The 21083-nt window shown below is 61.1% G+C and carries 20 protein-coding genes; 5 read left to right on the forward strand and 15 right to left on the reverse strand.

Annotated elements, in window-relative coordinates:
* Nucleotides 1-68: 68 nt before the first annotated feature.
* The 9 genes from AC3WN7_RS15285 to AC3WN7_RS15325 form a co-directional block, all read right to left on the reverse strand.
* Nucleotides 69-1382, reverse strand: coding sequence for a leucine-rich repeat-containing protein kinase family protein (locus AC3WN7_RS15285; protein ID WP_102674644.1), 1314 nt, complete (start codon nt 1380-1382; stop codon nt 69-71).
* Between the two features lie 203 nt (nt 1383-1585).
* Nucleotides 1586-2710 (reverse strand): cell division protein ZapE, encoded by a 1125-nt coding sequence (gene zapE / locus AC3WN7_RS15290; protein WP_102674645.1) that lies wholly within the window; start codon nt 2708-2710, stop codon nt 1586-1588.
* Between the two features lie 266 nt (nt 2711-2976).
* Nucleotides 2977-4023 (reverse strand): ABC transporter substrate-binding protein, encoded by a 1047-nt coding sequence (locus AC3WN7_RS15295; RefSeq protein ID WP_102674646.1) that lies wholly within the window; start codon nt 4021-4023, stop codon nt 2977-2979.
* A gap of 18 nt (nt 4024-4041) precedes the next feature.
* Entirely contained in the window at nt 4042-5157 is a 1116-nt protein-coding gene (locus AC3WN7_RS15300) for an NAD(P)/FAD-dependent oxidoreductase (RefSeq protein WP_095966540.1), read from the reverse strand.
* A complete protein-coding gene (locus AC3WN7_RS15305; protein ID WP_102674647.1) occupies nt 5154-6509 on the reverse strand; it encodes an FAD/NAD(P)-dependent oxidoreductase in 1356 nt (451 codons plus the stop codon). Before AC3WN7_RS15305 ends, AC3WN7_RS15300 begins: the two co-directional genes overlap by 4 nt.
* A 145-nt stretch (nt 6510-6654) precedes the next feature.
* A complete protein-coding gene (locus tag AC3WN7_RS15310; RefSeq protein ID WP_102674648.1) occupies nt 6655-6945 on the reverse strand; it encodes a (2Fe-2S)-binding protein in 291 nt (96 codons plus the stop codon).
* Between the two features lie 7 nt (nt 6946-6952).
* A complete protein-coding gene (locus AC3WN7_RS15315; protein ID WP_095966537.1) occupies nt 6953-7747 on the reverse strand; it encodes an ABC transporter permease in 795 nt (264 codons plus the stop codon).
* 6 nt (nt 7748-7753) lie between these two features.
* Complete coding sequence (locus tag AC3WN7_RS15320; RefSeq protein WP_007992817.1) at nt 7754-8623, reverse strand: ABC transporter permease; 870 nt, start codon at nt 8621-8623, stop codon at nt 7754-7756.
* Complete coding sequence (locus AC3WN7_RS15325; RefSeq protein WP_095966536.1) at nt 8620-9645, reverse strand: ABC transporter ATP-binding protein; 1026 nt, start codon at nt 9643-9645, stop codon at nt 8620-8622. Before AC3WN7_RS15325 ends, AC3WN7_RS15320 begins: the two co-directional genes overlap by 4 nt.
* 252 nt (nt 9646-9897) lie before the next feature.
* Between AC3WN7_RS15325 and AC3WN7_RS15330 the strand changes: the two genes are divergently transcribed.
* Complete coding sequence (locus tag AC3WN7_RS15330; protein WP_102674649.1) at nt 9898-10734, forward strand: IclR family transcriptional regulator; 837 nt, start codon at nt 9898-9900, stop codon at nt 10732-10734.
* 141 nt (nt 10735-10875) lie between these two features.
* Here AC3WN7_RS15330 and AC3WN7_RS15335 read toward each other — a convergent pair whose 3' ends face one another.
* Together AC3WN7_RS15335 and AC3WN7_RS15340 are read right to left on the reverse strand one after the other, a co-directional pair.
* A complete protein-coding gene (locus tag AC3WN7_RS15335; RefSeq protein WP_102674650.1) occupies nt 10876-11628 on the reverse strand; it encodes an anti-sigma factor family protein in 753 nt (250 codons plus the stop codon).
* Nucleotides 11625-12131, reverse strand: coding sequence for an RNA polymerase sigma factor (locus AC3WN7_RS15340; protein WP_095966533.1), 507 nt, complete (start codon nt 12129-12131; stop codon nt 11625-11627). Before AC3WN7_RS15340 ends, AC3WN7_RS15335 begins: the two co-directional genes overlap by 4 nt.
* 163 nt (nt 12132-12294) lie before the next feature.
* Between AC3WN7_RS15340 and AC3WN7_RS15345 the strand changes: the two genes are divergently transcribed.
* The 3 genes from AC3WN7_RS15345 to AC3WN7_RS15355 all read left to right on the forward strand — a co-directional run bounded on the left by AC3WN7_RS15345 (nt 12295) and on the right by AC3WN7_RS15355 (nt 15427).
* Nucleotides 12295-13380 (forward strand): catalase family peroxidase, encoded by a 1086-nt coding sequence (locus AC3WN7_RS15345; protein WP_102674651.1) that lies wholly within the window; start codon nt 12295-12297, stop codon nt 13378-13380.
* Nucleotides 13377-13922, forward strand: coding sequence for a cytochrome b (locus tag AC3WN7_RS15350; RefSeq protein WP_102674652.1), 546 nt, complete (start codon nt 13377-13379; stop codon nt 13920-13922). Before AC3WN7_RS15345 ends, AC3WN7_RS15350 begins: the two co-directional genes overlap by 4 nt.
* Before the next feature lie 167 nt (nt 13923-14089).
* The gene (locus AC3WN7_RS15355) at nt 14090-15427 is read left to right on the forward strand and encodes a hypothetical protein (protein ID WP_102674653.1); all 1338 of its coding nucleotides are present in this window, start codon (nt 14090-14092) and stop codon (nt 15425-15427) included.
* A gap of 54 nt (nt 15428-15481) precedes the next feature.
* Here AC3WN7_RS15355 and AC3WN7_RS15360 read toward each other — a convergent pair whose 3' ends face one another.
* Nucleotides 15482-16633 (reverse strand): M14 family metallopeptidase, encoded by a 1152-nt coding sequence (locus AC3WN7_RS15360; protein WP_095966530.1) that lies wholly within the window; start codon nt 16631-16633, stop codon nt 15482-15484.
* Between the two features lie 483 nt (nt 16634-17116).
* Nucleotides 17117-17458 carry a DUF6124 family protein gene (locus tag AC3WN7_RS15365; protein WP_095966529.1) on the reverse strand — a complete coding sequence of 114 codons (342 nt, stop codon included), beginning with the start codon at nt 17456-17458 and terminating at the stop codon, nt 17117-17119.
* A 129-nt stretch (nt 17459-17587) separates the two neighbouring features.
* Between AC3WN7_RS15365 and AC3WN7_RS15370 the strand changes: the two genes are divergently transcribed.
* Entirely contained in the window at nt 17588-18235 is a 648-nt protein-coding gene (locus AC3WN7_RS15370; RefSeq protein WP_095966528.1) for a LexA family protein, read from the forward strand.
* 39 nt (nt 18236-18274) lie between these two features.
* On the opposite strand, the gene AC3WN7_RS15375 is transcribed toward AC3WN7_RS15370, so the two are convergent.
* Together AC3WN7_RS15375 and AC3WN7_RS15380 are read right to left on the reverse strand one after the other, a co-directional pair.
* Complete coding sequence (locus AC3WN7_RS15375) at nt 18275-20230, reverse strand: acetyl/propionyl/methylcrotonyl-CoA carboxylase subunit alpha (RefSeq protein WP_102674654.1); 1956 nt, start codon at nt 20228-20230, stop codon at nt 18275-18277.
* Nucleotides 20230-21042 (reverse strand): gamma-carboxygeranoyl-CoA hydratase, encoded by an 813-nt coding sequence (locus AC3WN7_RS15380; protein ID WP_007981004.1) that lies wholly within the window; start codon nt 21040-21042, stop codon nt 20230-20232. Before AC3WN7_RS15380 ends, AC3WN7_RS15375 begins: the two co-directional genes overlap by 1 nt.
* Between the last annotated feature and the right edge of the window lie 41 nt (nt 21043-21083).

The following is a 21083-nucleotide window of genomic DNA, read 5'->3' on the forward strand; positions in this document are numbered from 1 at the left end:
AGCCCGCTCCCACAGGTTTAGCGCTGTCGCTGTGGGAGCGAGCTTGCTCGCGATTGACCGTATAGCGGTCACAGATTTTTCAGTTGCTCCACGACATCGCTAAACCCCGGCCGCTCCAGCACCTGCGGTTGACAGCAACGCCGCTCCAGATCTTCCAGCACCCCACGCCCTTCATCGCTCAACCCCGAGTCGATCCGCGCCAGCAACTCCCCCAGCAACACCCCGAACGCCCGCACCTCGATTCGCTGCAAGGCACGGCTTTCAAGGCTGTCGGAAATCCCGTGGAACGATGCCGCGCCAAAGTCCCCCAGCAAGCAGTCTCCCTGCTCATTCCACAGGATATTGTGCCCGTAGAGGTCGCCGTGGGTGATGCCATGGCTGTGCAGGTGTTCGGCCACCGAGGCAATGCCCGAGGCAATGCGCAGCGCCACGGCCGCACTGAAGCGCAAGTCGTCGGGGTAGGTGTCACGGCTGCACGACGCCAGGCTCGGCAGTCCGGCGAGGTTGCGGTAACTCGGCGCGATCAGTTGCATCACCAGCCCGGCGGTTTGCTGCGGGTGATCGACAATCCGCCCTTCGACGCTGATCAGGTTCGGGTGCAGGCCGGCGGTGATGCAGGCGTTCATCTCGTGCAGCGGTGAACCATCGCTGGTCATTTCGCCCTTGTAGAGCTTTACCGCAACGGCCATGGGCGGTTGCTCTGCCTGTTGCCAGACTGCCTGATGGATCACCCCGGACGCACCTTCGCCGAGCTGTTTTTCCAGGCGCAATGCCGACCAGTCAATGCGCGGTGTCGCGTCGAGGGCCGCGGCGTCGGCTTCGGTTTCCAGCGGGTTACCGGCGTACGCCAGCCAGGTCAGGCTCGGCAATTCCAGCAACCATTGCGGCAACTCGGTCAACTGGTTGGCGGCGATGCGAATCAGCTCCAGCCGATGGCACTGACGCAACGACTCCGGTAGCGCGCGTAAACGGTTGCCGGCGAGCATGAGCTTTTGCAGGTATGGCCGCTCTCCCAACTCGCTCGGCAGCGTCTCGATGCAGTTGTCGGTCAGGATCAGCCAGCGCAGCAGCGGTGGCAGTGCCGCAGCGGGCACGTGGGCAATGCGGTTGGCCTTGAAGCCGATCATCGTCAGTGCGGCGCATTGGCCCAGGCAGACCGGCAACTCGGTGAAGCGGTTATCGGAACAGAACAGCACGCGCAGACGGGTCAGGCGATGCAAGTCTTCCGGCAGGGCGCTCAAGGCATTGCCGCTGAGGTTGAGTACTTCCAGCGAGTCCGCCAAATCGAAAATTTCCCGAGGGAATTCCGTGAGGTCGTCGACCAGATCCAGCCGCGTGATGCCTGACAACTTGCCGGCACGCAATTGAGCAAGGGTATGCATGAACAGATTCGCCATTAGCCAAGGGGAGGACGCGTGGCCCTGGAAATGGGCGACATCATAGCGGGAAAGATGTGGCGCCGGTCAGACCGCTTTCGCGAGCAGGCTCGCTCCCACATTGGATCACTCCCGTCCGGGCAATTCGGTCAACTGTGGGAGCGGGCTTGCTCGCGAAGAGGCCCTTCAATACAACGCAATAATATCGCTCAGGCCGGTTCGCTGACTTCGACCAGTTGCCCCAATCGACTGCGGGTGCGCGCCAGGTCAATGGCATCGCCGTCCAGGCTTTCGCGCAGGGCGTGCTGTGCGAGCAGTGTCAGGTGCTTGTCCTGGTCGTACAGTACGTCGATGAGGTTGATGAAGCGCTGTTGGGCGGCCATCGAGCACTCAGCGAGCCGCGGCAGGTCATCGATGATCCAGCGATCGAAGCGGCGGCACAGCTCCAGGTAATCCATCACGGCCACAGGCTGCTCGCACAGGTCGGCGAAAGTAAATCCGATGCGGCGCTCATCGCACAAACGCGCCCGGAAATGCCGGGTGCCCACCGGGAGCGACAGGGGCGGGGCGCCGCAATCCGGCAGATTCAAAGAGCGTCGCTGCGCCACGCTGGCCGGCCACACATAATGGCCTTGGGTGAACAGCTGCTGCGCATGGCTGCGGACCTGGCTGCGATAGTCGTGCGGACCGCCGACTTCCATGACTTGCATGCGTGCATTGATCAAGTCGATCACCGGTTTGAAGCGGGCGTGGTACAGCGGATTGGGCAACAGGCCTGCGGGCGGGTAGTTGGAGGTGACCAGCAACAGGATGCCACGCTGAAACAGTGCCTTGAACAACCGGGTGATGAGCATCGCATCGCCGATGTCGTGCACATGGAACTCATCGAAACACAGCACCCTGCAATCGCTGAGCAATGCATCCAGGGTGATCGCCAGGGCGTCGGGCTGTTCGCGATGCTCGAACATGCCCTGGTGCAGTTGGGCGAAAAACTGATGGAAGTGCAGGCGTTGTTTTTGCACGAGGGGAACGGCCCGGAAAAAACCGTCGAGCAGCCAGCTCTTGCCGCGCCCCACGGCACCATGCAGGTATAGGCCCGGAAGGGTTTGCGTCGAAGTGCCCATCAACAGGCAGGCATGCCGGGCCATGCAGTCGATCACGCGTTGCTGGCTGTGACTGAGGGTGTAGCCCCGGGAATGGGCCTGGTGACGAAAGTAGTCGTGGATAACCTCGCTTGCCTCGGCGCTGCCGGCAGCCGGTGCCTTACCGAGAAGGCGACGCAACGATTGCCAGCGCGATTTGATTCGCGAACGATTGGGTGGTCGAACGGCCACTGAGATGTCACCTCTGGTGTGCGGGCAGGCTCCCTGAGCCGGGGCGCCATAGTGTAACCAGAGCAGAGAATTTGCTTCCAGTTGTGTCGGTGCGCGTCGGAGCGGTTCCGACCGGTCACTTGGAAGGGCCTATAGGAGCGAGCTTGCTCGCGAAAAACTCTGGATAGCGCGGGCACTCAAGCAGCACGCGTTATCGTTGACGTCCATCGCGAGCAAGCTCGCTCCTATAGGAGGGGTCGTTTGCGAAACACAGTCGTGTCAGTCGCCTATCGCTCGATGCTCCGATTCCACCGTGCATTCCACGCAGGGCGCTGTTCGTTGACCTGATCCCAATCCACCGCGATTGCGGTCTCCAGGTATTGTTGCATCGCTTCGACCTGCCCACGGGTTCGCTCGGAGGTCGGGGTATTGGGGTTTGAAGGAATCTGGTCGCCGTCCTCAAGCGCGGCCGCCTGGGCTTCGGGGGTGAGCAGGAACGCGGCGAGTTTTTGCGCCAGTTGCGGTTGCGTGTTGTTGGCGATGGCGCATTCAGCGACGTTGAGCACCACGGCACCTTCCTTCGGTTGTGCGTATTCCACTGGCATGCCCTTGAGCTTCAGGGCGGTGACCTGGGTCGGTGTCAGCGGAAACAGCGCCGCCTCGTCGGTCTGGAGCATTTCGGAAATCTTCGCCGAACTCGGGATGTATTCCAGTACGTTGCGCCCAACCGTGTTCGGCCAAGCCTTGAACCCCGGATCGACGTTGGTTTCGCTGCCGCCCTGAATCCGGTTGAACATCAGGAAACCGTGCAGGCCGAAGGTGGAGGAGGCCATCGACTGGAACACCACTTTGTCCTTGAAGCGCGGGTCAGCCATGTCCATCCACGAGGTCGGCGCGCTCCAGCCTTTCTCCTTGAACAAGCGTGTGTTGTAGGCCAGCCCGGTGACGCCGAGACTGACGGCTACCGCTTCATCCTTGATTCGCCCCTTGGCGGGAATCTGCGCCAGGGCCGGGTTGTTTTCGAGTTTGTCGCACAGGCCCATGGCGATGGCGCGGTACATGATGCCGTCGTCGAGGAACATCACATGCATCTGCGGGTTGTCCTTGCTGGCCTGGACCTTGGCCAGGATATCGGCGGAGGTCCCGGGCACGATCACCACTTTGACGTTGTTGGCCTTCTCGAAGGCCGGCAGTACCTTGTCGGCGTAAAGCCGCTCCATGGTCCCGCCGTTCATGCCCAGGTAAAGCGTCGGTTCGGCGTGGGCCGGGGTGAGGGTGAGCAGGGCGCTCATGCAGGACAAACCGAGCAGTGCGTTGCGTTTGAGGTTTTTCATTGGCGCGACCTTCCTCTATCAAGCTACGGAGATGGAGTGAAACCGGGTGATGGAAAACGCATCCAGCGACGTCTTTGACGCGCCGCTACAGATGATCTCGGTGAGCGCCTGGCCCACCGCCGGGCCGATCTGGAAACCGGCGCCGGCAAAGCCGAACGCATGCAACAGACCGGGCTGGGTACGGCTGTGGCCGATCACCGGCTGGCGATCAGGCAGGTAACCCTCGGTGCCGCTCCAGGTACGAATCGCCTGGGCACCTTCAAGAAACGGATAGAGCTCGACGGCCTGGCGCAGGATTTCCAGCACGGCGCCTTGACCGGGGCGGGCGCGGGCGTCGTCCAGGGCAAAACCCTGGCCGCCACCCAACACGCAATTGCCGCGGGCGACCTGTCGCGCGTAGATGCCGCCACCCTCGACGCCGGTGCTGGCATCCATCACCAACGGCAGGGGTTCGGTGACCAGCATTGCCGGGTGCCCGGAATGCATCGGCACCGGTTCGCCGAATTGCGCGGCGATGCTGCCTGCCCAAGCCCCGGCGCAGTTCAGCAGCCAGGGTGCGTGCAACTGCATGCCGTTTTGCGTGCGTACGCAAAAGCGCTGGCCGTCGTGTTCCACGGCGGTGACCGTGCATTGCTCATGTACCTGCACACCGTGTCGCCGCGCCGCCCGGGCGAACGCAGGGGACACCAGACGCGGATTGGCGTGACCGTCATCCGGGCAATACGAGGCGCCCACCGCGACGTCTCCCACCCATGGAAAACGGCTGCGCAGCTCGGTACGGTCAAGCACCTGCAAGTCGAGGCCGAAGCCCTGGCTGCTGGCAGCGTAGTCTTGCAGGGCACGCAAATCGTCTGTACTGCGGGCGAGTTTCAGGTGGCCGCTGCGTTGATATTCGCCGTCGATGCCAATCAATTGCGGCAGCTGCGCCCAGATGGCGTGGGCACGTTGCGACAGTGGCAATTGCGACAATGGTCGGCCCTGGCGGCGGACGCCACCGTAGTTGACGCCGCTGGAATGCGAACCGCAGAAGTCCCGCTCCAGCAGCACCACGCGACGCCCGGCCTTGCCGAGAAACAGCGCCGCCGAAGCACCCACAATGCCGCCGCCGATGATCACTGCGTCGACTTCGATCATGCGTCGATCTCCAGGCCAAAGGGCAGCGGCTTGATGGGGGCCTGGGCGCGCAGCCGGCCAATGTCGGACACCGCGCGCTGGCTTTCGCAGGCGATGATCTCCGCTGCCGCCGCGCCGCACATCCGACCCTGACAGCGACCCATGCCGACCCGGCAATGGGCCTTGACCCGATTTATTTCCCAGTGACCCTCGCGCACCACTTCACGAATATCGCCGGCGCGGACTTCTTCGCAGCGGCAGACCATCACGTCATCGGCGATGCCGGTGGCCCAGTTCTCGGGAAAGGCGAAGGCGCGCTCCAGGCCCTGACGAAAATCGCCGATGCGTTCCAGCACCTGTTCAAGCTGTGTGGTGCGTTGCGTCGGGATCAGGTAGCCGATGTCTTCGAGCAACGCCAATGCGGCGCGTTCGCCGGCCATTTCCGCGGCGTCGGCGCCCATGATCCCGGCGCCGTCACCGGCCAGGTACACCTCGGCGACGCTGCTGCGCCCGGCGCGATCGCGTTGTGGGAGCCAGGCGCGATTGAGCGGGTTCCAGGCAAATTCGCAGCCGAGCAGGTCGGCGAGCTGGGTTTCGCTGCGCAGGCCGTGGGCGAACGCTACGGCATCGCAGTTCAGTCGATGTTCGCCTTTTGCGTCGGACCAGATCAGCGCCTGCACCCGTTGATCTCCGTCGACATGCTTCAAGGTTGCACCCTGATGCACCGGGATGCCGTGGGCGGTCAGCCAGCCACGGTAGTAGATGCCTTTGACCAGCGTGGCCGGTTGCGACAGCAGGCCGGGCAGGGCGCGAGCCTGGGCGCTGAAGGGTGAGCTGTCGAGTACCGCGACCACCTTGGCGCCAGCCTTGGCGTATTGATACGCGACCAGGTACAGCAACGGGCCACTGCCGGCGAACACCACGCGCTCGCCGATGGCGCAACCCTGAAACTTCAAGGCGATCTGCGCCGCGCCGAGGCTGTAGACCCCGGGTAGCGTCCAGCCCGGCACCGGCAAAATCCGGTCGGTGGCGCCGGTGGCGACGATCACCCGGGAAAATTCCAGTCGTGCGGCACGTCCGTCCTGCAAGGTGTCGAGGGCGCCGTCCTCGGCATTCCACACCAGGGTTTCAGGGCGGTAATCGAGCTGTTCGCGCAACTCGTCGATGGTCTGGTGCAACGCACTGGCCTTGGGCGCTTCGAAGCCATACAGCTTGACTGGCGAACGCTTGAAGTTGACCGGCTGACGCCGATAAACCTGTCCGCCACCGCGTGCAGCTTCGTCCAGCAGCACCGGGCGAACGCCGTGCGCGACCAGGGCTTGCGCCGCGCGAATGCCGGCAGGTCCGGCGCCGATGATGACGATGGGTTTCATGCGCACCTCGGCTGCTGTGCTTTTGTGGGAGCGGGCTTGCTCGCGAAGACGGCGACACAGGCAGCCGAGATGTTGACTGGCAGGCCGCTTTCGCGAGCCAGCGCGCTCCCACAGGGGATTCGGTTTCTGTAGTGGGAATGGGTGTTCATATCGATCGCCCCGGTTCGCGGTTGATGTGTTGCCCGGCTTCCAGCAACGTCGAGCACGCACGTACCCGGCGGCCATCGCCCAGGCGCACCCAGCAGTCCTGGCAGGCGCCCATCAGGCAGAAGCCGGCGCGGGGTTCGGCGCTGAAGTCGCTGCCGCGCAGGTGATCGCTGCAGGTCAGCACCGCAGTCAGCACGGTGTCGCCGAGCAAGCCGCTGGCCGGTTGGCCGTCGAGAGTAAAGTCCAGGACCGGGCGGTCGCCTTCGACCAGTCGTTTCAGCAGCGCCATGGCGTCCTCATTGTTTGCCCACCAGAACCCGATCCAGGCCATAGACCCGGTCGAGCAGAATCATGGTCAGCGCGGTCAGCGCGATGACCAGTGCCGACACCGCCGCCATCATCGGATCGATGGATTCGGTGGCGTAGACGTACATGCGTACCGGCAGGGTTTGCGTGGCCGGCGAGGTGACGAAGATCGACAGGGTGACTTCGTCGAAACTGTTGATGAATGCCAGCAGCCAGCCACCGGCGACCCCCGGCAGGATCATCGGCAAAGTGATCTGCCGGAACAGCGTGAAACGCCCGGCACCCAAGGATTGCGCGGCGTGTTCGGCGCTGCGATCCAGGCCGATGGCCGAGGCCAGCACCAGGCGCAGCACATAGGGTGTGATCACCAACACGTGAGCGAATATCAGCCAGGCGAAGCTGCCGTTGACCCCTATCAGCGCAAACAAACGCAGCAGCGCCACACCCAGTACCAGGTGCGGAATGATGATTGGCGACAGAAACAGCCCATTGAAAAAGTCCCGGCCAGGGAATTCGAAGCGGGTGATCGCCAGCGCCGCCGGCACGGCAATCAGTGTCGCCAGACTGGCCGCGCTGAACGCCAGAATCAGGCTGTTATAGAAGGCATCGACAAAGTCGGCGCGCTCGAACACGGCCCGGAACCAGCGCAGGGAAAACTCGGTGGTCGGCAGGCTCAGGGTGTTCTCCGGAGTGAAGGCCACCAGGCACACCACCACCAACGGAGCGAGCATGAACAGCACCACCAGGGTGTGAAACAGCAGGGCGAAAGAACCGTTCCTGGACATGACGAATTATCCCAATGACTTCTTGTAGCGGCCTTCGATCATGCGGTTCCACGACAGCATGATCAGCAGGTTGATGAGCAGCAGAGCCACGGCGATGGCCGCGCCCATGGGCCAATTGAGTTCCGACAGGTACTGGTCGTAGATCAGCGTGGCGACCATCTTCAGGCGACGTCCGCCGAGCAGGCCGGGAATGGCGAAGGAGCTGGCGGCGAGGCCGAATACGATCAGGGTGCCAGACAGGATGCCGGGCATGATCTGCGGCAATACCACCTGGCGAATCACCGTGAAGTGACCGGCGCCCAGCGACAGCGCGGCTTGTTCGGCGGCCGGGTCGAGTTTCTGCAGCGAGGTCCACACCGGAATGATCATGAACGGCAGCATCACGTGAACCAACGCAATCACCACCGCGAACGGCGTGTAGAGCAGCTTCATCGGCGAGCCGCCGAAGGCTTGCAGGGTCTGGTTGACCAGGCCGTCGGCGCCGAGCAGCAGGCTCCAGCCGAAGGCGCGTACTACGACCGAGATCAGCAGCGGCGTGAGGATCAGGATCAAAAAAATCGAACGCCACGGCGCACCCATGCGGCTGAGGATGTACGCCTCGGGAACCCCGATCAGCACGCAGAGCAAGGTGGTGAGGGCGCTGATCCACAGGGTGCGCAGAAAAATCTCGTAGAAGTACGGATCGCCCAGCAGGCTGCCGTAGTGTTCGACGGTGTAGGCGTCGCCCTTGATCCCCGAGCCGTAGTCGAAGACGTTGAACGACAGCAGCAACGTCAGCATCAACGGGATCACCAGCAGGCTGACATACAACGCCAGGGCAGGTGCCGACAGCAGGTAACCCTGGCGCCCCAGGCGAATGGCGGCGAGTGCACTCATGCCGTCACCTCGTCGACACTCAGCACCCGCAACAGCGCCGCGTCCCAGTCAAGGCCGACCGCCGTGCCTTCGCTCAATGGTGCCGAGCCATCGTTGCGGCGCACCACGCAGAGTTCGCCCAGGGTCGTCGACACACCGTACAGCCATTGGCTGCCGAGGAAGAAACGGCTGCTGACCTTGCCTTGCAGGCGACCAGCGCCAGCCTCGCGCAGATCGATTTTCTCCGGACGCAGGCTCAGGGTCAGGTCGCCATCGCCACGTCCGCACACCTGAACCACACCGGCCGTATCGCGTTCACCGGGCAGCAGGTTGGCCTTGCCGACGAACCCGGAAATGAACTCGGTACGCGGGTGTTCGTAGAGGGTGTAGGGCGCGTCGATCTGGGTGATGCGTCCGGCCTGCATCACCACCACGCGGTCGCTGATCGACAGGGCTTCGGACTGGTCGTGGGTGACCATCAGCGTGGTGATGCCGACCTCACGCTGGATGCGGCGGATCTCGAACTGCATCTCTTCGCGCAGATTGGCGTCGAGGTTGGACAGCGGTTCATCGAGCAGCAGCACCGGTGGCTGGATCACCAAAGCCCGAGCCAGAGCTACACGCTGGCGCTGGCCGCCGGACAGCTCCCGTGGGTAGCGCTCTGCGTGCTGGTGCAGGCGAACCAGTTTCAGAACCCGCTCAACCCGCTGTTGGATCTCGGCATTCGGCACCTTGCGCATGCGCAGGCCGAAGGCGACGTTGTCCTTGACGGTCATGTGCGGGAACAGCGCGTAACTCTGGAACACCACACCCAGGCCACGGCTGGCGGGCTTGGCATGGGTGATGTCACGACCGTCCAGGACGATACGCCCGCTGGTGACTTCAACGAACCCGGCGATCATTTGCAGGGTGGTGGTTTTACCGCATCCGGAAGGACCGAGCAGGGAAACGAATTCGCCTTTCTCCACCGAGAGGTCGGTGGCGACCACGGCGTCGATTTCACCGTATCGTTTGCCGAGTTTTTCAAGTTGCAAAAAAGCCATGACTGCGCCTCCACCTGAGATTGTTATGCGTCGCCCGAAGGCGCGCTTTTTTGTATGGGCAGATACGAAAAAAATGTTTCCGGGGGGGGGGGCGTTGGCGCTCGACTTGAGTCGGCTGCCGCTGTTGTTCGAATCGCCCCTGTCTGGACGCAGATTAGGACGAAGACTAGGATGGGCTCAATGGCCTATTTCACTGAAGCGCTAACTATTTTCAGTTTCATTCGGTGAGTAAATTAATCGTTGAGAAAATACATGTCTGATTCCACTGAGCGGAATGAAAATAAAAATGATGTCGGTGTCGGCGCTGTCTCACGACTGTTTGCGGTGCTGCGTGCGTTGGGCGATACCGTCGAGGACGGTGAGCGCGTGACGCAACTGGCGCAACACATCGGTTTGTCGCAGCCGACGACCCATCGTTTATTGCGCAGTCTGATGGACGAGGGCATGGTCGAGCAGGACGCGCGCAGCAAGCGCTACCGCCTGAGCCTGGACTTTTTCGCCTTGGCCGCCCGTGCGGGCAATAGCGGCAACCTGCGCGAACTGGTGCGCCCGGCACTGCTGCGGCTTTCGGCATCGCTGGGGGATTCGTTGTTTCTGCTGGCGCGCAGCGGCTTTGATGCAATCTGCCTGGATCGCAGTGAAGGGCCGTTTCCGATTCGTACGTTCACCGGTGACATCGGCGGGCGCGTGGCGTTGGGGGTGGGGCAGGGCAGCCTGGCAATCCTGGCGTTCCTGCCGGAAGAGGAGCGCGACACGGTGATCCATTACAACCTGCCGCGGCTGAAGGACTTCCATCTGTATGACGAGGTGTTCCTGCGCTCGGAAGTCGAGAGCGTGCGCAAGCTCGGTTACGCCGGGCGCAACACCGGTGTGCTGCAGGGTATGGCCGGGGTGGCGGTGCCGATTCTCGATCGTGAGGGGCGGGCGGTGGCGGCGTTGAGCGTGGCGACTGTGAGTGACCGCCTGGGGCCGGATCGATTGCCGACGGTGGTGGAGATGCTCAAGCGCGAAGCGGCATTGATCGGGCCGCGGATCAATCCGTTCGATCCATTGCTGCGCCGGCCTTCTCAAGTATTTGGACAGGGGTGAGTCACCACAGATCCCCTGTGGGAGCGGGCTTGCTCGCGAAGGCGGTGTATCAGATAAATGAATGTCGACTGACACTCCGCTTTCGCGAGCAAGCCCGCTCCCACAATAGAACAGTGTTCCATTCATGTTCTGTGGGTGTGACTAAAACTGCACGGTCTGCTTCAGCATCTGCGCCGCCGGCGTATCCGCCGGGCTGACCATTGCATAGTTGTAACCGCCCCCCGACCAATACTCGGCCTGCAAGTCGCCATCACTGCGACTGCCTCTTGGCAGCATGAAGTTTTTCGGTCCCGGTGGGCGCACGTAGAAGCTGATTTTCTGCCCGCACTGATTCTCGTAGACCACCATCGCCGCAGGCCCTTGTTCGGTGCTGAGCAAGCGCCCGCTGGCCGGTTTGAAGCCTGCCCCCGACAGGTCAGGCAAGCGATTGGCCTGGGTGAAATAACGGTCGAGCCAGCTCTGCATGTCGCCGTCGTCGCTGGCCTTGTAGTCGGCTGGCAGGATCCCTTGCTGGGCAATCAGACGATAGGCCTGCAGCGCATCGGTCATCGGCAGCTGTGCGCCAGTGAAGGTCATCTCACGGGCCTGCCAGCCACTGAAGCCGCCGATGCTGACCGCGATCAGCAATACGGCCGCGCTGGCCAGATGTCGCCGCGATTGGCATTTCAGGCGTTGGCGAATCATGGCCGGATCGAGTTCAGGATTGGTCGGTTGTTGCAATACGCCACTCAGGGCCGCGCGCAGTTGCTGGGCATCTTGCTGCCAGGCCCGCACTTGGTCGGCAATCTCCGGATTGCTTGTGAGAAAAGTCTCCACCAGGCGCCGGTCGGCGTCGCTCAGTTGGTGGTCGACGTAGGCGTGCAGGTCTCGCTCGCTGGGGGGCATGCTGATCATTTGAGTCTCCGCAGGGAGGGGCGGTTGATTTCGCCATCGCTGAGTTGGCGCAGGGCCTGGCGAGCCCGGGACAGGCGGGACATCACGGTGCCGGTGGGTACGTCGAGAATCTCGGCGACCTCTTTGTAACTCAAGCCTTCTACCGAGACCCAGAGCAGCAGCGCGCGTTGTTCGGTGGGCAGTTGATCGAAGGCATTGAGGGTCGATTGAGCAATGACGGTGCGCTCCACCGAGGGCTGGGCATCGTCACGGCCGGTAAAAAAGTCGAGCATGCGCGCGTAGCGCCGGGAGCGGCGGTGCGCATCGAGAAACTGCCGATACAGAATCGAGAACAGCCAGGCGCGCAAGTCGCCCTCGGCGCGTTTGCCAGCCCAACTCGACAGCGCACGCTCCAGACTGGCCTGCACCAGATCGTCAGCGCTGCTCGGGTTGCGCGTCAGCGACACGGCGAACCGTCGCAATCGGGGAATGATTTCTCTGAGTTGTTCGTCGATATCGTTCATGAAGTTCTGGCTAGTCACTACGCTGGACAGTGGACCAGGAAGACGCTCGGTATTGGAGGTTATTCCACGTCAGAAAAAATAAATACCGCGTGTGGGAATAAACCTGTGTGCGGTTCGTCTGCTTGATTCTTCTCACTTGTGGCCGATGGCCCTGGAGTCTTTCATGGTAGATCGATCATCACCGCCCACCCGGCCACCCTTGAGTGCGGCCAGCCTGACGTTGCGTCTGGCTGGCATTGCCGTGGTCGTTGCCGCACTGGCAGGGGCGTTTGCCTATGTCAACGGCACCTTCGACCCACAGCGCCTGACCCCGAAGAAACTGATCAACGTGCTGGAAACCAACAACGGCGTGCATCCGGGTTTCCGTCGCAACCATTCAAAAGGCGTGTGCGTGATCGGGCATTTCGAGAGCAGTGGTGAGGCGCGCAGCTATTCCACCGCTCAGGTCTTCAATGAGGCGCAGACGCCGGTGGTCGGGCGTTTCGCCTTGCCGGCCGGTAACCCCTACGCGCCGGACAGTGCCGTGCCGATCCGCAGCATGGCCTTGCGCTTCACTCAGGCCAACGGCCAGCAGTGGCGCACCGGGATGAACAGCATGCCGGTGTTCCCGGTGGGCACGCCCGAGGCGTTCTATCAATTGCAAAAAGCCCAGTCACCAGACCCGGCCACCGGCAAACCGGACCCCAAGGCTGTGCCCGCATTCTTTGCTTCGCACCCGGAAGCGGCGCCCTTCCTGGCCTGGATCAAAACCGCCAAGCCGTCGGCCAGTTATGTGACCGAAAACTACAACAGCGTCAATGCGTTCTACCTGGTCAACGCGGCGGGTCAACGCCAGGCCGTGCGCTGGAACATGGTGCCTCTGGCCCAGGACGCACCCGGGGCCACGGCGCCGGAGGGCAGTGATTTCCTGGAGAAAGACCTGGTCGAGCGAATCGCCGCAGGCCCGTTGCGCTGGCAACTGAACATCACCCTGGCCAACCCCGGCGATCCGGTGAACGACGCCAGCAAGGCCTGGCCCGAAGGACGCAAGGTGTTGAATGCCGGCACGCTGGTGCTTGAAAAGACTCAGCCGCAACTCAACGGCGAATGCCGTGACATCAATTACGATCCGCTGGTGTTGCCTGCCGGGATCGAAGGTTCCGACGACCCTTTGCTCGCCGCTCGTTCAGCCGGTTACGCCAATTCCTACCTGCGTCGCACCAGTGAAGTCAGCCAGTTGCCCGCCGCCACACAGGAGACCCGGCAATGAGCACTCAACCGAACCACTTCGCCCCGCTGGCACGCCTGCTGCACTGGCTGATGGCGCTGATGATCATCGCCATGCTGTTTATCGGTGCCGGCATGGTCGCCTCGGTGTCCGAGCGGCATGAATGGCTGATCCATTTGCACAAACCCTTGGGGGTCGCGATTTTGCTGTTGGTGATCGTGCGGCTGGTGGTGCGTTTCTCCTCCACGCAACCACCGCTGCCAGCGGACCTGCCGGGTTGGCAAGCGCTGGCGGCCAAGGCTTCGCACGTCTTGTTGTATGCACTGATGCTGGTCTTGCCGCTGCTGGGTTGGGCGATGATTTCGGCCTCGGGCGAACCGGTCATGCTCAGCAGTTCGTTGCAACTGCCGTCGATTGTGTCGGCGAATGCGCAGCTGTTCGCGTTTTTGCGCAAGGCGCATGGGTATCTGGCGTATCTGTTGTTTCTGACCGTGTTGCTGCATCTGGCGGCGGCGTTGTTTCACGGTTGGGTGCGGCGAGATGAAGTGCTGGACAGTATGTTGCGGGGTAAGGATCGCGGTTGATCACGCTGGGCTGTGATTTGGCTTTTGTCACAGGGTGATCGTCTGCTTACCTGTCAACTCTGACAGTTTCGCTGATCTGAAAAAGCACGTTCAATGCTCAAAGACTGCAGTGGTCCCGAATGGGGCCAGTCGGACAGCACTGATCGTGCCATTCAGGGAGACGAACCATGTTCAAGACTGCAGGCGTGCGTTCCATACGACGCGCTTTTTTCGGGCTGTCGTTAGTGTGTTTGGCGGTGATACTCGGTGCTTGTGCGCATCCGCCGACGACTGACTCCGGAGAACCGAAAAGCTGGGTTGTCGAAAATGTTGCGAGTAAATCGACAGCAGAGCTGTATGCGGACTTGATTGCGCCGGCGGTTTTCGAACGTTCGAGTTCGAAGGTTATTGATGGTTATACCGTTGAGAGTGGCAAGCTGCGCATGCCAGATAAGTCCGAGGGTTCGCTGGTGACGGTGCGTACGGCAAATGGAAGTCTTGTCTCGTTAGTCAATAAGCCAGGCAAAAGCGGGCTGTTTTTAGTCAACAAACAAGGCTTGAGTACGTTTAGTCCAGAGCCGAAATTTGATCCGGCAGTCGAGGACGGCATTCCAAGTCCCGATGAAAAAGTTGCCACGGCGCTGGTAAATTCAGCCAGCGAGGATCCCAAAATTGTTGATGTCTTGTTGGGCTATTCTCGTGCGGCGGTTAATCGAGTAGGCGGGGATGTGATGGCCCATGCGTTATCACAAATAGAGTCTGTTAACTTAGCCTTGAGAATCTCAGAGGTTTCCAATGTTTCACTTAGATTGGTCGGGATTCAGGTAGTGGAGCAGAATTACCCAACAACGACCGGGACCCTGGGGCAATTAAGAACGATTTTTTCTGCAGGCATGGCCGAATACGTACCTGACATAATTTATGGTTTTTTTGATTCGACTCCAGAGGATACGGCCACAGGTTGGGGGAATATAGGAGGCCGTGCGGGTATTGGATTGGCACGTAGCATCAATACGTATAGGCATGAGGTAGGTCACAATGCTGGAAGTATTCATTGCAATTCCAACGGCGGGGCTAAATACCATTATGGGTATAACAATGGGAAGACTTCTACGATTTTGTGTGGAGAGTCAACGGGGTACTATTCAACACCTGCTCTGAACGATGAGTTCGGTTTGCCGCGTGGGGATGCTGTAACCGCAGATACAGCGCGTATATGGCGCGAAAATGCTGAGCGGCTATCCTCTTACGCTCCCTCCCGGCCAACCGCGCCAGGAAACTTTGCCAAAGTTGGGTCAACTGCTAGTACGATTACTTTTAGCTGGAACGCATCACCTGAAGCCGTTCGATATGAAATATACAGTGTGGAGGTTGCTTATGAAAATTTACCAAAAAAAATTGGAGACAGTACAGCGCTAACGTTTACCGCAACCAATATTTCAGGGGAGGCGCTGTACTTTGTTAAGGCTGTTAGTTCTATTGGACTGGTTTCAGTCCCGAGCAATTCCGTTGTTGCAAGGCCATAAATGCTCAAGTGAGTGACGTGGCCTTTTGTCAGGCCACGTCGCTATGTAGTCGAATCAGCGCAGGGTATCGACCATATCCGCAAGCGTGGTCAGCACATCCTTCCCCAACTGCTTCGACCGCTTGCCCGACCAGCCCGTCAACGGATTCGGATGATCATCATGATCCTTGAACGGCATTTCCAGGGTCAGCGACAGGCAGTCGTACTTCTGGCCGACGCTGTTGCAGGCCAGCGTCATGTTGGCCTGGCCCGGTTCGTCGCGGGTGTAGCCGTACTTGGTCTGGAAGTCTTTGGTGGTGTGCTTCAGGTGGCTGCGGAAGTGCTCCTCGAGCTTTGCGATCCGCGGCGTGTAACCGGGGTTGCCTTCGCAGCCGGCGGTGAACACGTGAGGGATCTCCTCATCGCCGTGAACGTCGAGGAACATATCGACGCCATGCTTTTCCATCTGCTGCTGAACGAACAGGACCTCCGGGCTGATTTCCTGGGTGGCGCTCTGCCAGGCACGATTGAGGTCCTGGCCCATGGCGTTGGTGCGCAGGTGACCGTGGAAAGCGCCGTCCGGGTTCATGTTCGGCACCAGGTACAGGTCGGCGCTGGCCAGCAGTTTGTTCAGCACCGGGTCGTCGTGTTTTTCCAGGCGTTCGATCACGCCTTCCATGAACCACTCGGCCATGTGTTCGCCCGGATGTTGCTGGGCGATCATCCACACCTTGCGTCGGCCTTCGGCCCCGGTGCCTTTGCGCAACAACTGGATGTCACGGCCTTCGACGCTCTTGCCGGTGGCTAGCAGTTCGGTACCGGCCTTGCTCAGCGCCTGTTCGATCAGCCAGTCGTGGCGGCCACGGCTGTAGGGTTCGAAGTAGGCGAACCAGGCGTGGGTCTGCTCGGCTTCGAGGCTGAAGCGCAGGCAGTCGCCTTCGAAAATGGTGGGTACGCGGAACCAGTTGACGTGATCGTAGGACGCCACCGCCTGATAGCCGGTCCAGGCCTTGTTATAGGAGGACTGGCTGGCATTGTTCAGGCGAAACCAGTGCTCCTGGCCGACATGCAGGCCGCTGGCCTTGAAGTGGAACCACTGGAAATGGGCGCTGCGGGTGTCCGGGCGAATGGCCAGAAGCGGTTTGAGCGGATCGCTGATGTCGATGACTTGGATGTTGCCGCTGTCGAAGTTGGCACTGATGTCGAAAGAGGATTTGCCCACGGTCATAATCGGGTCCTGAATATGATTTTTATCGCGGCTACTTTACACGCAAGAGAGGGGTGAAACCGAGGGAAATTGCGGGTTGCAGGGGGGGCGTCCTCCTTGACGCCGACGCAGCTTAGAGGCTATGCGATTGATTCTCAAGTGCTATCTGTCGCTGGTTTGAACCCATGATGCCGGGCTTCTCTTGCCAACTGGAATTCTTTTGATATCATCCGCGCCATCGAATTTGCGGCACCCAAAGACTTCATTAGCCTGAAGCCAAAGCCAGAAAAAACTGGCAAAAAAAAGACCCGGCAAAAAGCCGGGTCAAAAACCGTGATTAGCCTGATGAGGAGATAGTCCAGGAGACCGACCTAAGGTCACCTGGTCCATCGACTGATCTCGCGACCAGCTGAAGCAATAATAATCATTCTCGTTTGCGGGTCAAGCATTTTTACCTGCGCGGCAGGAAAATTCTTTCCTGTCCTCTCGATTTACCTTCTCACTTCAAGTGTTTTCATACTTTTCCAGCGAACGATCGACCATCGCCTTGGCCATGTCGATCATGTGCACCGTCGAAAACGCCAGGTCACGGTTTACGCCTTGCAGGTGACTGGCTGATTCGTATGCAGTGGCGGCAGCACAGCGCAGCAGGTCCAAGGCATGGACCAGCGCCTCTTCGCCGCTGATGTTGCGGTTGACATCAAAAAAACGCGACTCGGCCACTTCCTCCGAAACGGCAGGTTTCAGGTAATAGTCCAGCGCGCGTTGTGCCGCCGCCGAGTCCAGGGATGAGGTGAGGGTAGTGTCGATTTGCGCGTCCGGCAGGTCATTGGCGGGTGGGTTCATGGCGATGGCAAGCTCCGTGTTAGATTCAGATCCGTGAGTCGATCCTAATACGAACTGTATTTGTGACGAGGATTTAAATACTACAATTTGTGTTTTGATGGTCGGAGGCGCCCACGTATCGTGCCGCACATGGATAAATGGATTGAATTGGTCAAGGCCAAGATGAGTGAACTCAAAATCACTCAAGAGATACTCGCCGAGCGCCTCGGGATGTCCCAGGGCGGCATTGGCCACTGGCTCAACAAACGTCGTGAACCCGGCATCGATGACATGAACCGTGTGCTGCAGGCGTTGGGCCTGGAGTTTCTCGAGGTGGCGCTGGTGATCCGGGAACCGCAGGCGTCAACGGACGACGAAATCCCCCTGACCCGCAAGTACAACCCGTACTTTCGCTATCCGATCAGTGACTGGCACGAGCCTGCCGAAGTGCGCGACGGCGAGGTCCCGGTGTACGGCAAGGAGCGCTATGAACTGTCCGATTACCACGCCCGGGGGCCGGCATTCTGGTTGAGAGTGGCAGGCGATGCGATGACCGCGCCCAATGGCATCAGCATCCCGGAAGGCATGTTGATTCTGGTGGACCCGGCCGTGGAAGCCGTGCCTGGCAAACTGGTCATTGCCCAGTGGCCGGACAGCACCGAAGCCACGTTTCGCAAGCTGATCGAAGAGGGTGGTCAGCGTTATCTGGTCCCGCTCAATCCGACGTATCCGAAAGCCTTGTACGCCGATGAGTGTCGAATCATCGGCGTAGTGGTTCAGGCAACCGCCAGGTTCTGATCAGATGGGTCCTGGCAATGCGCAGGACCCATCTTCATTTCACGCTTCTTCCAGTTCGACCAGTGCACTGCCTTCGCTGACCATCTCGCCTTCCTGGCAATACAGCGCCTTGATCACCCCGGCATGGGGCGCGCGAATGCTGTGCTCCATTTTCATCGCTTCCAGTACCACCAACTGCGCCCCGGCCTCGACCGATTGCCCGGCCTCCACCAGCACGCGGACGATGCTGCCGTTCATCGGTGCGGTCAGCCCGCCCTGATGGCTGTGGCTGGCCTCGACGGCGCTGATCGGGTCATAGGCCTCGATGCGGTGCAATTCGCCATCCCACTGCAAATACACATGCTCGCCACGGCGTATTGCCCGGTGTTGACGGCGCACGCCAGCCTGCTCGGTCAACAGATGCTCACCCTTGAGCCGGGCACTGTGAGCATTGATATCGCCCAGCGTCAGTGCACGGTCCTGGCCTTCACAACTCAAGTGCAGAGTGATTTCTCTCGGCAAACCGGCACGCAGACCATTAGGCGCCGCCCACGGTGAGCTCGGGTCATCGGCACGGGTTGCGTGCGGCTGGCTCTGGGCAAATGCCTGGGCGGCGGCTTGCCAGAACTCATCGCCGAGTTGTGCTGGCGCCGGCAGCAACTGTTCCTGATAGCGCGGAATGAAGCCGGTATCGAGTTCGGCAGCGGCGAACGCCGGGTGACCGATGATGCGCCGCAGGAAGTTGATGTTGGTTTTCAACCCGCCGATGGCGAACTCGTCGAGCATGCTCAGCAGGCGCAACCGTGCCTGTTCACGATCCTCGCCCCAGGCAATCAGCTTGCCGAGCATCGGGTCGTAGAATGGCGAAATTTCATCGCCTTCTTCGACGCCGCTGTCCACCCGGCGCCCAGGCCCCGGGGCGGATTCGCGATACAGCTCCAGGCGACCGGTCGCCGGCAGGAAATCATTGCCTGGATCTTCGGCGTACAGCCGCACTTCGATCGCGTGACCCACCAGCGGCACCTGATCCTGAGTCATCGGCAACGCTTCACCGCGTGCCACGCGAATCTGCCAGGCCACCAGGTCGAGACCGGTGATGGCTTCGGTGACCGGGTGTTCGACTTGCAGGCGGGTGTTCATCTCCATGAAGAAGAATTCGCCGCGGGCATCCAGCAAAAACTCGACGGTGCCGGCACCGACGTAGCCGATGGCCTGCGCCGAACGCACAGCCGCTTCACCCATGGCGCGCCGCAGTTCCGGGCTCAGGCCCGGTGCCGGGGCTTCTTCGACGACTTTCTGGTGCCGGCGCTGAATCGAGCAGTCACGCTCGTTGAGGTACAGGCAGTTGCCGTGCTGGTCGGCGAACACCTGGATTTCCACATGACGTGGCTTGAGCAGGTATTTCTCCACCAGCATCCGCGAATCGCCGAACGACGATTGCGCCTCACGCTGCGCCGAGGCCAGGGCTTCGGCCAGCTGGCTGACGTCCTCGACCACTTTCATGCCTTTGCCGCCGCCGCCCGCGGTGGCCTTGAGCAGCACCGGGTAGCCGATGCGTTCGCAGGCGGCGCGGAAGGTTTCCAGGTCCTGGGCTTCGCCGTGATAACCAGGCACCAGTGGCACGCCGGCGGTTTCCATCAGGGCTTTGGCCGCGGACTTGCTGCCCATGGCGTCGATGGCCGAGGCCGGTGGGCCGAGGAAAATCAGACCGGCGTTTTCAATGGCGCGGGCGAATCCGGCGTTCTCCGACAGAAAACCATAGCCGGGGTGAATCGCCTGGGCGCCGCTGGCCTTGGCGGCGGCGATCAGCTTGTCGATCTGCAGATAACTGTCGGCGGCTTTGCTGCCACCCAGGTCAACGCGAATGTCGGCTTCGCGGCTGTGCCGGGCGTCACGGTCGGTGGCGCTGTGCACGGCCACGGTCGTCAGGCCCAGGGCCTTGGCGGTGCGCATCACCCGGCAAGCGATTTCGCCACGGTTGGCCACCAGCAGGGTGGTGAGGACAGGTGCGCTCATCAACGGGGCTCCTTGGTGGTTTCGGCTTGCCAGCTCGGCGGACGTTTTTGCAGGAAGGCACGCAGGCCTTCCTGCCCCTCGGGGCTGACGCGGATGCGGGCGATGGCGTTTTCGGTGTAGCGGCGCAATGCCGGGGTCAATGAGCCGTCGCCGACTTCGCGCAACAGATCCTTGCTGGCGCGCATGGCCGCCGGGCTGTTGAGCAGCAGATTGTCGATCCACTGCTCGACTTTCTGTTCCAGCTCGGCACTGGCATAGCTCTCCGACAACAGGCCGATTTCCCGTGCCCGTTGCCCGCCAAAGCGCTCAGCCGTCAGGGCATAACGCCGGGTCGCGCGCTCGCCGATGGCTTGCACCACGAATGGGCTGATCACCGCGGGTGCCAGGCCGATGCGCACTTCCGACAGGCAGAACTGCGCGTCATCGGCACCGATGGCCATGTCGCAGCAACTGATCAGGCCCAGCGCGCCGCCGAAGGCTGCGCCTTGCACCACGGCCAGGGTCGGCACTTTGAGTTTGGCCAGGTTGTACATCAACTCCGCCAGTTCCCGGGCGTCATCGAGGTTGGTGGCGTAATCGAGTTCGGCCGATTGCTGCATCCAGGCCAGATCAGCGCCGGCGCTAAAGTGCTTGCCACGGCCGCGCACGATCAGGAATCGCAGGCTGGCATCGCTCGCGACTTTGTCGAGGGCGATGATCAGTTCGCGGATCATTTCGGCGTTAAAGGCGTTGTTCTTTTCTTCACGGCTGAGCCACAGGGTGGCAAAACCACGCGGATCGCTCAGCAGTTCGAGGGTGTTGAAGTCGCTCATGTTGTCCGTCTCCACGGCTCTTGTGTAGGAGCGAGCTTGCT

It is taken from the genome of Pseudomonas sp. FW305-70, assembly GCF_058783925.1.